At 42.4% G+C, this 13539-nt stretch carries 12 protein-coding genes; 6 read left to right on the top strand and 6 right to left on the bottom strand.

The window, feature by feature from the left end:
* Window positions 1-225: 225 nt before the first annotated feature.
* On the top strand, window positions 226-1308 hold the full coding sequence (locus V7K48_RS33695; protein WP_335079507.1) for an ATP-binding protein: 1083 nt from the start codon (window positions 226-228) through the stop codon (window positions 1306-1308).
* Window positions 1309-1527: 219 nt separating this feature from the next.
* On the opposite strand, the gene V7K48_RS33690 is transcribed toward V7K48_RS33695, so the two are convergent.
* Window positions 1528-1677 carry a hypothetical protein gene (locus V7K48_RS33690; RefSeq protein ID WP_335079505.1) on the bottom strand — a complete coding sequence of 50 codons (150 nt, stop codon included), beginning with the start codon at window positions 1675-1677 and terminating at the stop codon, window positions 1528-1530.
* A gap of 330 nt (window positions 1678-2007) precedes the next feature.
* Between V7K48_RS33690 and V7K48_RS33685 the strand changes: the two genes are divergently transcribed.
* Entirely contained in the window at window positions 2008-2877 is an 870-nt protein-coding gene (locus V7K48_RS33685; protein ID WP_335079503.1) for a hypothetical protein, read from the top strand.
* 243 nt (window positions 2878-3120) lie between these two features.
* Complete coding sequence (locus tag V7K48_RS33680; RefSeq protein WP_335079500.1) at window positions 3121-4323, top strand: AAA family ATPase; 1203 nt, start codon at window positions 3121-3123, stop codon at window positions 4321-4323.
* A gap of 766 nt (window positions 4324-5089) precedes the next feature.
* Here the strand turns inward: V7K48_RS33680 and V7K48_RS33675 are convergent.
* Window positions 5090-5407, bottom strand: a complete 318-nt coding sequence (locus V7K48_RS33675) for a hypothetical protein (RefSeq protein WP_335079497.1) — start codon at window positions 5405-5407, stop codon at window positions 5090-5092.
* Window positions 5408-6031: 624 nt separating this feature from the next.
* On the opposite strand from V7K48_RS33675, the gene V7K48_RS33670 reads away from it, so the two are divergent.
* Window positions 6032-7114, top strand: coding sequence for a class I fructose-bisphosphate aldolase (locus tag V7K48_RS33670; RefSeq protein ID WP_335079495.1), 1083 nt, complete (start codon window positions 6032-6034; stop codon window positions 7112-7114).
* A 101-nt stretch (window positions 7115-7215) separates the two neighbouring features.
* Here the strand turns inward: V7K48_RS33670 and V7K48_RS33665 are convergent, their stop codons facing one another.
* Window positions 7216-8676 (bottom strand): inorganic phosphate transporter, encoded by a 1461-nt coding sequence (locus tag V7K48_RS33665; RefSeq protein ID WP_335079493.1) that lies wholly within the window; start codon window positions 8674-8676, stop codon window positions 7216-7218.
* A 382-nt stretch (window positions 8677-9058) separates the two neighbouring features.
* A complete protein-coding gene (locus V7K48_RS33660; protein WP_335079491.1) occupies window positions 9059-9727 on the bottom strand; it encodes a ribonuclease T2 family protein in 669 nt (222 codons plus the stop codon).
* A 181-nt stretch (window positions 9728-9908) separates the two neighbouring features.
* On the opposite strand from V7K48_RS33660, the gene V7K48_RS33655 reads away from it, so the two are divergent.
* Both V7K48_RS33655 and V7K48_RS33650 read left to right on the top strand, forming a co-directional pair.
* The gene (locus V7K48_RS33655) at window positions 9909-11075 is read left to right on the top strand and encodes a pyridoxal phosphate-dependent aminotransferase (protein WP_335079489.1); all 1167 of its coding nucleotides are present in this window, start codon (window positions 9909-9911) and stop codon (window positions 11073-11075) included.
* A 172-nt stretch (window positions 11076-11247) separates the two neighbouring features.
* Entirely contained in the window at window positions 11248-11877 is a 630-nt protein-coding gene (locus tag V7K48_RS33650; RefSeq protein ID WP_335079487.1) for a hypothetical protein, read from the top strand.
* 7 nt (window positions 11878-11884) lie between these two features.
* Here V7K48_RS33650 and V7K48_RS33645 read toward each other — a convergent pair whose 3' ends face one another.
* Both V7K48_RS33645 and V7K48_RS33640 read right to left on the bottom strand, forming a co-directional pair.
* Window positions 11885-12103 (bottom strand): helix-turn-helix domain-containing protein, encoded by a 219-nt coding sequence (locus V7K48_RS33645; protein WP_442949515.1) that lies wholly within the window; start codon window positions 12101-12103, stop codon window positions 11885-11887.
* A gap of 48 nt (window positions 12104-12151) precedes the next feature.
* Entirely contained in the window at window positions 12152-13339 is a 1188-nt protein-coding gene (locus tag V7K48_RS33640) for a glycosyltransferase (protein WP_335079485.1), read from the bottom strand.
* Window positions 13340-13539 lie beyond the last annotated feature (200 nt).

The raw sequence follows: 13539 nt of genomic DNA, 5'->3' as shown, positions 1-13539 counted from the left end.
ATTTCCCTTATCCTGCATGGCCTTGAGGCTTGTTTTTCCCTCAAAAATGTTTAAGTCCCGTTAATAGATACGCTGTTGTAGCGGTCTTGGTAAACTAGATTGGCATCTGGCTGGGGAGCAATATTGACTATGCGTTGATAAATAGTTGACTTTTAGCTGATTTATTGTTGACTTTGAGTCTCTTAAAAGAACTACAATATTAAGTAGTATTTCATATAAGGAGTAATGGCGCGATCACTTCGGGTAGCCCCAAAGTATATTGAAAAAGTAAAGTTAGCACTTGGGCGTAACGGCTATCCCAGCCAGCAGTCTTTCGCCAATGAAGTAGGAATTTCTTTATCCACAGTCAAAAACTTTCTCAGTAGTAAACCTGTTGACTATCTAAATTTTGTAGAACTTAGCAAAAAACTGGGGTTAGATTGGCAAGACATTGCATACAAAGAACCAGAAACTCAACCGCCTAAACCTCAACCAACTAACGGAGAAGCATCACCCTTCATCACAGGCGCACCCATCACCCAACCCCGTTACTTTTTTGGACGAGAAAAAGAATTAAAACGCCTTTTCAACTTACTCAAACGCCATCCGCTGCAAAACGCCGCCATTATCGGCAAAAAGCGTAGCGGTAAAACATCCCTGCTGCACTACTTAAAAAATATCACCACCACTCCAGCAGAACAGCTGCGTCCTGCTCAAAAATCTGACTGGCTACCGCATCCAGAAAATTACTGTTGGATTTTTGTAGACTTACAAGACGCACGAATGCAAAGCCGAGAAGGACTGCTAAAGTACATCCTAGAATCAGTGAAGATGCAAGTGCCTACACCTTGCGATTTAGATCGTTTCATGGAGATAGTCAGCGATAATTTGCATTCTCCCACAGTCATCTTATTTGATGAGATTGGCGTTGGCTTGCAACGCTGTCCAGAATTAGATGATGGCTTTTGGGAAAGTTTGCGGTCTTTGGCAACTAACCATACAGACGGGAATCTAGCGTTTGTCTTAGCTACCCCCGAATCACCGATTAAAATGGCGCACAACACAGGACACAGTTCACCCTTTTTCAATATTTTCGGCTACACCGCATATCTGGAAGCATTGACTGAGATAGAAGCGCGGGAATTGATAGCGAGTTTGCCCATTGCTTTCACTGCTGAAGATGTAGAGTGGATTTTGACACAAAGTTGCTGCTGGCCACTGTTGTTACAAATTCTGTGTAGAGAAAGATTATTTAACTTAGAAGAAGGGGAGAATGATGATAATTGGCAGGAAGAAGGTTTAAGACAGATAAAGCCCTTTACTGATTGATTTAGTTAAGCGCTAAGATAAATCAGTACATCTTAATATACATAAGTCAACCATAAGTAAACCAATAACTCAGCTATAACAAGCCTTATTATAGAGATGTAGATCAGTAAACTTAATTATGCTTGCGGTTTGCACAAAAAACTAGGAGAGTCGTCACCTCTCCTAGTGAGTAGTCAAACACATACATAATAATTGCTAAACCAAACTAGGCAAGGTTACTCATTCTCCATCGCTTTTGCTAAGTGGCTCTTTAATCTTAATCAGTTCGATAACAACTGGAATAAGAATAGGGTCATCTAATTTGATGTCACCGGAAATGACACCATAAGATAGCATAGCGATAATCAACAATCGGTAAAAATGAGACATCGAACTCTCCTTATCGTTCAAAAGTTTTAGACTTCTGACTCAGCCCTTAAGGAGAGGAGTTCAGAGGCAGCAAAAGTGCCCGTGCCTTAGTAAGTTGGGCACTTTTGACTGTTTCCCTAAATTAAAAATAGTATAGTAAGTAAAAAAGTCAACTAAAACTCAACCATAACTTAGCTATATCTAAAACTAAAGTCAGCCAAGATTCCAAAAATTATTAGATTTCTTAATTACATAGCTGATTTACGTAGCCCCAGAATTATTCTCAAAGGGGATATAAAAGCCCAAGCCATAAAAATCCTGTGACAAAGGTAGGGAAATAGAAAAATCGACATGACACCTACTGGTGTTACACGTAATGCCTATACTCATGCACCCCAACACCACCCGAATCTGATACTGGGTGGCTTTCAGATGCTGTTCTGGCTTTTATTCCGTCCTGTAGCATGGCGCAATCACCTCAACCGTATTTTCTACACTCTAGACATCAACTCTAATAGGACAAGCCGCTTGCTCTCAGAACTTAGCATACAGGGATTTGTAGTCGTTCCTCTGCTGGTAAATATAACGCTTGGCTTGGTGCTGTGGAAATTGGGAAAGTCAGCAGGCAACATTTCTGTTTTGGTGGTATGGGGTGTAGCTTACTCGGTATGGTGGCGCGTAGAGTTTCTTCTATTTCAGTTAGGCGGGAAGCAAAGCACGTCGTTGCTCTTAGAGTTAGTTGTGGCATCTGTCGTAGTATTGGGTATGCCACTATTGGTTATGGCTCCGCACTTACTATCAGGCGGAGTCAGTATGACTTTGATAATATCAGGCACGTTAGTATTTTTCGGACCCTTCCAGTGGACATGGTTTTTCGGCATAACCTTCTCGGTATTACTATTAACGGTGATTTCAGGCGTGCTTTTGGGTGTGCCAGTATGGTTTATGCCTCAAAGCTTGCTATTTTTTGGTGTGGGAGTCACTATCGATTTATGGCGACCAGTGCTACTTTATCCATTTGTCACATTATGGAATATCTTGCTCTACCTACTGGATAAACAGCGTAAAGACAATAAAACCATATTGCGCTGGCATTCTGCCTTTTGGGATGAGTTGCAGCGTATACCTCTATATGGATTGGACAAGCACCTGCTGTTAGTTTTAAAGCGTAACCCAATTGAGGGAAAAGCTGCTATTGATTACCTGACTACCAGTTACTAACACTGGGCGGCTGAAACTGCACAAATTGAACTGGATGCACGCAGTTTACAAGGCTGCGCTGATGTTGAAGCTATTCGTAAAGCTCATCGCAGTCTGGTAACTAGCGAACTAAATAGTGAAGTTAGTCCTCTACTACGAATTTTTAGCCGTATCAGTGAGGATGTTGATGTTGCTCTCAATCAAGCAAGTGCTTATAACCAACGTTTACTCCTCAGAGATGTTGCAGATAAATTAAATCTACAGTTGCAGAACTTCGCTCGTAGCAGCGACAAATACACAGTCCGTTTCTACCCTATTATCAAAAGTTGGCGTGAGATAGTCACCAACTATATAGATGAACTAGCTAAAATTACTGAACTCCGCCAAGAAATTGACTCGCCTTACATCATCGGCGTACCCCTCACACTAGAGCAAGAAGTTTTCACGGGGCGCGATGATATCGGCTTACGCATTGAGCAACTACTGCGCGATCGCCGTCGTCCACCTCTGCTACTTTATGGTCAGCGACGTATGGGTAAAACTTCCCTCCTCAATAACATCGGAAAGTTACTACCTAATAGCATTATCCCGATGTTTGTGGACTTGCAAGGCGCACCTTCATCAGCGAGTGACCATGCAGGTTTTCTCTACAACCTGGCTAGAGAGATGGAGAAGTCAGCAAAAAAGCAAGGTGTAACTCTACCGTCCCTAGCCCGTGAAGTGTTAAAATCTGACCCCTTCACTTATTTCTATGAATGGCTAGATAAAGTAGAACAGGCTCTAGAACAAAATACCGCCTTACTAGCGCTAGATGAATTCGAGGTGCTAGACAACGCCATAGCTAAAGGTCGCTTTGATGAACAAGATGTTTTGGGAATGCTGCGTCACCTCATCCAACATCGTCCCCGCTTCAAGATTTTACTAGCTGGCTCTCATACTATCGAAGAATATCAGCGCTGGGCTAGTTATCTCATTAATGTCCAAGTAGTGCATATCTCCTACCTCAAAGAAGCGGAAGCACGACAATTAATTGAACGTCCCGTCAAAGATTTTACCCTCCGCTATGAACCCAATGCCGTTGAGCGAGTGCTACGACTCACCCGCTGTCACCCATTCTTGGTACAACTACTCTGCGCGGAAATTATTGTCCTTAAGAACGAACAAGACCCCTCTATCCGGCGATTGGCAACTTTAGCGGATGTGGAAGCAGCGATACCAGAAGCTTTGCAAAGTGGTGGTTTTTTCTTTGCTGATATTCAAAACAATCAAGTAGACGCTACTGGACAAGCTATTCTACGTTTTATCGCCGCTCAAGGGGAAGGGGCTATAGTTAGCCGCCAAACTTTATTGCAACAGTTCCCCGATGCTGATATTACTTTCAGCTTGCTGTTGCAACGGGAGTTAATTGAGGAAGTTGACGACGGCTATGGCTTCCAGGTGGAGTTGATTCGCCGCTGGTTTGTTTGAATCATGTCCGGTAAATTAACTTATGATATGTCATTGGGAGCGATCGCAAAGCGTCTCGTAGAGAAGCGAAGTAATCCCAACATCCTTGCGATTGCTTCGTTCCGCTCGCAATGACAAATATTCTGCCAGACATAATCTCAAAGACTCGTTGACGGAGTTCAAACACTCATTCACGAGTATCAAAGACTCGTTAACGGAGTTCAAAGACTCATTCACGGAGTTCTAATACTCGTTCACGAGTATTAAAGACTCGTTGACGGAGTTCAAAGACTCATTCACGAGTATCAAAGACTCATTCACGAGTATCAAAGACTCATTGACGGAGTTCAAAGACTCGTTCACGAGTATCAAAGACTCGTTTACGAGTATCAAAGACTCGTTGACGGAGTTCAAAGACTCGTTGACGGAGTTCAAAGACTCGTTCACGAGTATCAAAGACTCATCTAAGCTTAACTTACTATTCTTGTGCCTCTACAATGATTTTGAATACTGGAAGTTAGTACAGTGCCAATACTGCTCGGTTAAGAATATTTGTAGGTTGAGTTGTAGCTTGCTTCCCCGCATGGGTACAAAGGAAACCCAACAAACCCCGCAAAATGTTGGGTTTCCTTCCTCAACCTAACCTACACATTTTTATTTTTTAGGCAAAACCTACGCAGTATTAAGTAGAGTGGTGCGTTACGCCAAAGGCTAATGCACCCTACTAAAACTACTGCTAAAAATAAATAGAAGTTAGAATACACGAACATCAGACTTAGGTAGATATTTACTGCTTGTGCTGGCGTAATTGCTCTACTATATAATCTTCGAGTTCTTGTCTTTCTCTGTTACTGGCATTTCGTTGATAAGTTCTTCCTGTTTCTTGAATAAACCTGCGTTTCTCGCTTGGAGAAGATTTGAGTTTACCTCCAGCGCCTTGCAGCTTTTGTTGTAATTCTTCCCAGGTCTTTTCACCTACATTTTCACCTAGTTTTACCAGTACCTTTGGTAATAATATTTTGGCCTCTCTTTGAAAATCTTCTTCTGTCTCAAGGGAAGCTAAATCTATATTACTGAAGTCGATATCGATTTGAAACTTACTCATAAAATTGTATTTGTTCTTTTGGGGAAGATAAGTTTTACTTTCCTGTGAATCCTAGATAGGATACGAAGATAACATAATTGAGCAGCTAGTAGATGCCAAGTTTTAAGCTGATATAGCGTAGGCGTAGCCCGCACTTCTCTACGAGAGGCTGCGCCAACGACGAAGCTCAGTGACCACCGTAGGCATCGCTCGTACCCTGCCTTAAGCCGCTACGCGTCTATGTATGCAATACACTCTGACCTCATTTTCATTCCTCTCTCCTTTTATAAGAGAGGCTTTGAGCTTTACTTCCCAACGCTAGCTTTCTTAAGGGGCTGTTCTTGTTAGGTTTGGATTGAACTCAAAGGATGAATCTTTTTTATTTCTCAGTATAGAGAAATTCTAGTCTTTTGCGTGACCCGATCACTCTGCATCTTCCTTAAGAAGTTATTTGTTTGGGAGAAAAGGCAAATTCTGACAATTAAATCTCACGTTTAATCAGTCAAACAAGTTTTTACAAATGATTTAAGACTGCAATATCAGCGGGATTCTATATATAGTTAATACCCGCACAACCAGGTTAGGAATATTAAAAATGCTATCTTAAAGGCAAAGGTCATTTGCTCAATTGTTGAGGAAAACGCTATGACTACAACGCTTAAAGAGGCTAATTCTATCGAGTCATTGCTAGGTAAAGAGGCAGAAGACCTGCTTACCTACAAAGCAAAAGTTTCTCAGGATTTACTACATTTGCCGGGGCCAGATTTTGTAGATCGAATCTGGCTAAACAGCGATCGCAATCCTCAAGTATTGCGTAATCTCCAGTTACTTTATTCCACTGGTCGTCTTGCAAACACAGGATATCTGTCTATTCTACCGGTAGACCAAGGGATTGAACATTCAGCAGGTGCGTCTTTTGCGCCCAATCCGATTTACTTTGACCCAGAAAATATTATCAGATTAGCGATCGCCGCAGGTTGCAATGCGGTTGCTACCACTTTGGGGACATTAGGGATCGTTTCGCGCAAGTATGCCCACAAAATTCCCTTTATTGCCAAAATCAATCACAATGAATTGCTGACTTTCCCCAATCAATTTGACCAGGTATTGTTTGCTGATGTAGAACAAGCTTGGAATTTAGGGGCGGCGGCAGTGGGTGCGACAATTTACTTTGGCTCAGACCAGTCTACTAGACAAATCCAAGAAATCAGCAAAGCTTTTAAACGCGCCCATGAACTCGGTTTGGCCACAATTCTCTGGTGCTATCTGCGGAACAACGCTTTTAAACAAGATAAAGATTACCACCTTGCGGCTGACCTCACCGGACAAGCGAATCATTTGGGTGTGACGATTGAAGCCGACATCATCAAACAAAAGTTACCCGAAAATAACAATGGTTACGGTGCAGTTGCCAAAGCTACTGGCAAGAGTTACGGCAAAACCGATGAGCGGGTTTACACAGAATTGACAACTGACAACCCAATTGATTTAACTCGTTACCAAGTACTAAATTGCTACTCTGGGCGTGTGGGACTGATTAATTCTGGTGGCGCGACTGGTAAAAATGATTTCGCCGAAGCCGTTCGCACTGCCGTAATTAACAAACGGGCTGGTGGTTCAGGATTAATTTCTGGGCGGAAGACGTTCCAGCGTCCTTTTGACGAAGGTGTGAAGCTATTTCACGCCATTCAAGATGTTTATTTGTCGCCAGATGTGACGATCGCTTAGGGGATAGGGGAGAAGAAGCAGGGGGCAGGGAGCAGAGGCAAAGAGGTAATTTTTAATTTTCTCTTCTACTCCCTGCACCTCGCCCCTCTGCTTCTATTGTCTTACTTAAAACTCAGAATATTAAAGACTATGTACAAGCTTCCTGCATATGTAGCAGAACCAAGCAGTACGCAAACTGGCAGGGTCAGCACCCAGGCGAGCAGAATATTTCTCAAGGTGTCTGTTTGCAAACCTGAATGATTTGCCGCCATTGTCCCCGCTACACCCGATGACAGGACGTGAGTGGTGCTGACTGGCAGACCGAAGTAATCCGCAGCACCAATAGTTGTCATAGCAACTAACTCGGCGGAAGCTCCTTGAGCGTAGGTAAGGTGGTCTTTGCCAATCTTTTCACCCACTGTCACCACGATGCGCTTCCAACCAATCATTGTGCCAAGACCCAGTGCAATGGCAACGGCAAATTTCACCCAATTGGGAATAAATTTGGTTACTTTATCCAACTGCATCTTATAGCTGGTAAGCACCTTTTCTTGTTTGACATCGGTTAATTTTTTCTGATTGTCCAGTTTCCCAATTGTTCCAGCGACTAAATACATATCGGTTCGTAATGAACTTAGCTCATCCCTTGAAAGCTGCTTGAAACTAGTCTTACCAGTAAGCTTGTCTCCAATTGTCCGACTTTTGGCAGCAAGGGCTGCGAATGTTTTGTCCTTAGCTTCGCCAGTTGGTTTGAGGAAGTTGGAAAGCTCATCTGTGATGTTTTGGCTGTTTAAGAATGTTCCGGGTACTTGTTGTTGCAGCACCGGAATCACAGAGTTGGACGTAGCGGCCAACTGAGTGATCGCCCCTGCATTGGTATCCATATTCAGTGCAAACATACTTGGTAGAATGCCCACTAAGATGAGCATGATCAGACCCATACCTTTTTGACCATCATTTGAACCGTGGGCGAAGCTCACACCAGTACATGTCAAGATTAACAAACCACGTATCCAAGGCGGTGGTGTTTTATTCCCTTCTGGCGCACGGTACAACTCTGGTCGTCTGATCAGTCTTTTCGCCAGCAATAACAGCAGTGCGGCGCAGGTGAATCCAACAATTGGCGAAACCAATAGAGATGTGAAAACTTCCTCGGTCTTTGCCCAATTCACGCCCTCGCCAAAGACATGACCCTTAGACAACAATGAATTTGCTAAACCAACACCCATAATTGAACCAATCAGCGTATGTGAACTGGATGCAGGTAAGCCCAAGTACCAGGTTCCCAAGTTCCACATGATCGCTGAAATCAAAAGTGCAAATACCATTGCAAAGCCTGCACTTGAGCCAACATTAATTACCAACTCAACCGGAAGCAGGGCAACAATGCCAAAAGCAACGGCTCCAGTTGATGTCAGTACACCAATTAGGTTCCAACAGCCTGACCAGACGACAGCGATGTTTGGCTTTAGGCTATGAGTGTAAATGACTGTAGCAACTGCATTTGCAGTATCATGAAAACCATTGACAAATTCAAAGCTGAGTGCAAGACCCAGCGCCAAAGCTAGAAATAAATATTCCATTTAGCACTCCCAATAAAAGACAAGAATGCAGTCGGACAAAAACAAGTTGTGTGACGAAAAAACTATTAAAACTAGGAAAAAACCTGGGTTTATTGCAATTCAGAGAACTACCTAAAAATTTATAGTTATAAATATAACTTTTTCCTAAATAGATTCTCTGATTGCGCCTACTTTCTGGAAATAAGAATGGGTTCTAATTACATTTGAAGATTAGAATAGATAAGTTAAGAAATGAATAAGTAATGGTAAATAATAAATTAAGTAACTTTAAATCAGAGTTGTGGGGAGTGGGGGAGCAGAGGACAATAACCAATACAACTCTTGGAGAGGCTGCGCCAACGATACTGCTCAGTACAAGTGCCCAATGCCCCATGCCCCATTGTTATCTAACGTTTCTCACTAAGAAATCTGGCTGACCACAACTTTTTTGCGATCGCTTCAAAATCTCCGCACTACAAATACCAGCTTCACCGTTTTTGGAATAACAAAAGAAGACTTCTTGCAAAAATCTTCCCGAACCAGAACAAAAAGGTGCTATACCATCAGAAGTAATTTTATTATTAGCACTGACAAATGAATTTTTAAAATTTGTAATTGTGGTTCGTAAGGGTTTATTAGGACGATTATAAGCTGGGGGAATAGCGATCGCATCTTTTAACTTTTTACTGAATGCCAAATATTCCGCAGGAGTTTTCCCCGAACAAGTACCATGTTTTTCCCATTCATGATCGTAAAGTTTAGGGCTAGGATACAAATTAGGAAACCGCTGCTTTACTTCCGACGGTAGTTTTTGCGTAGAACAATTAGCAGGATAACCACTTTGGTACTGCGGCCACAAACCATGTAGTACAAAACCAAGTTTCTTTCCAGAACCACACTGCTGCTGATCATGGGTACCGTTTGCCGCACAATAATCTGGCGACCAAGAGAGTGTCAGTACATAAAAATCAAATTGACCCGGAGTACCGCGATTTTGAGCAATGGCAGCATTAGGTATAAAAAGACCAGTGATTAACAGAGAAGATGCAATGAAAAGTTTATTGAATCGCATATAAACAGTTAGTTTTTTCTAAAATTAAAACAATACATAGAGTACATTGTTAACAGTCAAGGGTCAAGAGTCAGTAATTCTTCGTAATTATCCCGTCCCTAACGAATTCAGAAAAAGCAAATCTTGGTAGGGATTCTGGGATATCCTTAGATAAGTGAAAGATTTGCCAAAAATAGTAAGAATGAAGCTGGCAGCAAGAGTAAGTCAGGTAACTCCTTCATTAACCTTAGCGATCGCAGCCAAGGCTAAGGCACTGAAGGTAGAAGGAATAGATGTTTGTAGTTTTAGCGCTGGAGAACCAGATTTTGATACTCCAGCGCATATTAAAGCCGCAGCAGTCAAAGCTTTGGAAGAAGGCAAAACCAAATACGGTGCAGCAGCTGGAGAACCAAAGTTAAGGGAAGCGATCGCCCGTAAGCTTAAAACTGATAACGGTCTTGATTACAAGTCAGAGAATGTGATCGTCACCAATGGCGGTAAGCATTCTCTGTACAACTTAATAGTGGCGCTAATTGATCCAGGTGATGAGGTAATTATCCCTGCGCCCTACTGGCTAAGTTATCCCGAAATGGTGACTTTAGTCGGTGGAGTCTCGGTGATTGTGCCCACAGATGCCACGACAGATTATAAAATTACTCCCGAACAACTCCGTAAAGCAATCACGCCGAAGACGAAGTTATTTATCCTCAACTCCCCATCTAATCCTACAGGGATGGTTTACACCCCAGATGAAATTAAAGCACTGGCGAAGGTAGTAGTTGATGCAGATATCTTTGTCGTCTCTGATGAGATTTACGAAAAGATTCTCTACGACGGTGCAGAACATATCAGCATCGGTTCTCTAGGGAAGGAAATTTTTGACCGCACTTTGATCAGTAATGGGTTTGCGAAGGCTTATTCCATGACTGGGTGGCGTATCGGCTATTTAGCGGGGCCAGTGGAGATTATTAAAGCAGCAAGTACCATCCAAGGGCATAGTACATCTAACGTGTGTACCTTTGCCCAATATGGTGCGATCGCTGCTTTGGAAAGTCATCAAGATTGTGTCGAAGAAATGCGCCAAGCCTTTGCTAAACGGCGACAGGTAATGCTAGAAAGACTCAACGCCATTCCGGGATTGAGTACTGCCTCACCAGATGGCGCTTTTTATCTGTTCCCTGATATCAGCAAAACCGGTCTAAAATCCCTAGAATTTTGTGACGCTTTGTTGGAAAAACATCAAGTTGCAGTCATTCCTGGAATTGCTTTTGGCGCTGATCACAACATTCGCCTTTCCTACGCCACAGATATGGCGACGATTGAAAAGGGAATGGATAGATTAGAGAAATTTGTCAAGTCGCGTATTTAGTTAGTTGTCATTTGTGAAGACAATTTACCAACTCTCCAACTTATTAACTCCACCTTTTCGACTCAGAAGGGGTGGAGTTCATTTTCAAACCTCAAGTTACGTTATCGTATTCTTGATGCCTTCCAATAAAATGAATAAAAATAATTTCAATATCATAACTGCGGATTTTAGCATGACTGAACGTCACCGTCCCCCGATACTTAAACCAAACGAATTTTACACATTTCGCAGCTATTTCCAAATGAAATTCGCTCCCGCCGATATTCTGCGGGAATTAGGAGTAAGTTTAACTAAAGCAACAATCAATTTACCTATAGCTGCTTCAGAATTACTAACTCGACTACCAAACTTACGCCAACGCCTAGAAGAAGCGATCACTCGTGTTAGTCTAACTAGTGAAGCGGCTAGACGGGAGGTAATAATCGCACCCATCTTATTAGAAGTAGCCCACATCACAAAAGCAATAGTTAATATCGAGTACCCCATTGAGGTTAACCAGTACCTCAGAGGTGACTTAGACTACTATCTTCAATCAGAACACAATATTTTAGTGGTAGAAGCAAAGCAGGCAGACTTAACACGGGGATTTACCCAATTAGCAACGGAGTTGATTGCCTTGGATACGTGGGTAGAATCAGATGAGCCAATCTTGTATGGTGCTGTAACTACTGGGGATATTTGGCAGTTTGGTAGTTTTAATCGCCAAGAAAGGAAAGTGAGTCAAGATTTAATGTTGTATCGGGTACCAACTGATTTGGAAATCTTAATGCAGATTTTAGTAGGAATTTTGATGCAAGGTTAAATCACCATTAAGCTGAATTTTGCATCAGAGGATATGGTTGAATTAATATCTCTGCCGGAATCCCCAATTGTTGATGCAAACCCCGAACCATCTCCAATGTTAAGGCTTGCTTGCGATGCAAAACCTCAGCAATTTCTGTCTTACTGCCAATAACAGGCTTTAATTCATCTACAGACAACCCACGGGATTCGAGATAATATAAGATTGCTTCAATAGGATCTGGCACTTCGATTGGGTAATGCCTTTGCTCCCCCTGCTCCCCCTGCTCCCTGTTTTACATCAACTCCATCTCCCGCAACCCCTGGCGTAGTCTTTTGGCCTCTTCGGGATTATACCTTTCATGAATAGCGATCGCTTTTCTAAAAGCTGTTAAACTATCTTGATGATTGCCAACTTTGAGCAACACTACCCCTAAATTTTGATAGGCTTCGGCATAGTTGGGATTTAACTCGATTGCATTTTGATAATATGCGATCGCATCTATAAATAAACCCAAAGCTTTAAATGTCATCGCCAAATTATAATGTCCAAAAACAAAAGTATGGTCAATTTTCAAAGCTGTGGCGTAAGCAGTTTTCGCACCATTGAAATCTCCTGCTGCTTTGAGTAAGTTACCCAAGTTGTTGTATGCTCCTAATTTGAGCATCGGGTAAATTGGCAATTTAATTGCAGCTTGATAATGAGAAATAGCCTGGGGGGATTTTTGCAACCGACTGTAGGCAATGCCTAAATGGTAGTGAAGTTCATATAAAATATCGTAGTTTTCTTCAGCAGCGATGATTCCTCGTCTAAGCAACTCCATCCCTAGGGAAATTTTTCCAGTTTCTACATACAATGCCCCTAATTTACTACAAACATAGGGGTCATTAGGATGAGTAGCGAGAAACCCTGACATCGCCGCAGCTGCTTTGGCATATTTGTTATTTTGAGCGATCGCACTTTTTTGATATCCTACGTGTAAAAGTGCCACCCCTGGTAAATAACCTACTTGCCAATGGGGTTCTTTGGTTAAAATTGCTGACACACTATCATCCACTAAGGCATGGTAAGGACGGTCAAAATGAATATCTGGATGATTGCGGAACAGCCTGGAAACCAAAGAATAGGGAGATTGTTCTGCACCAACTTCATGGCGAAGGAGGTTGAGAAGCAGGTATTCATCTCTGGCGATCGCCTCTCGCAACTGCGGTACAATTGCTGGTGTCAGAGTTTCATCAGCATCTAATACCAAAATCCAATCACCAGTGACATATTTTAGAGCTGCATTACGGGCAGCACTGAAGTCATTACACCATTTAAAATGATGGACTTTTGCACCGAGTTGTTGGGCAATATTGGGGGTGCGATCGATTGAGCCTGTATCCAAGACTACCATTTCATCCACCACTTTTCTGACACTGTTCAGGCATTTAGGCAGTGTTGCTGCTTCGTTTTTCACAATCATGCACAGACTGAGTTTCATATTGCCAATAAATTCTGGGTTCAGATTTCTTGCTTACTATAGTGACCAACTTTTCTTTTGTGCCGACATAGCATATTTATGATCATATGGCGAGTTTTTTACAAAGCACAGGATGAGATAAGCCTCCGTTATCGAAACTGGCGTGCTTTCCCCGCCAGGTGCAACAAGAGTGGCTCGCCGGACGCACTGGCTCCCCAAAC

This window comes from Nostoc sp. (assembly GCF_036919615.1).
GTDB lineage: Bacteria > Cyanobacteriota > Cyanobacteriia > Cyanobacteriales > Nostocaceae > Nostoc.
Note: the sequence above shows the minus strand (reverse complement) of the source record. Positions and strands in the feature narration are given on the sequence as shown.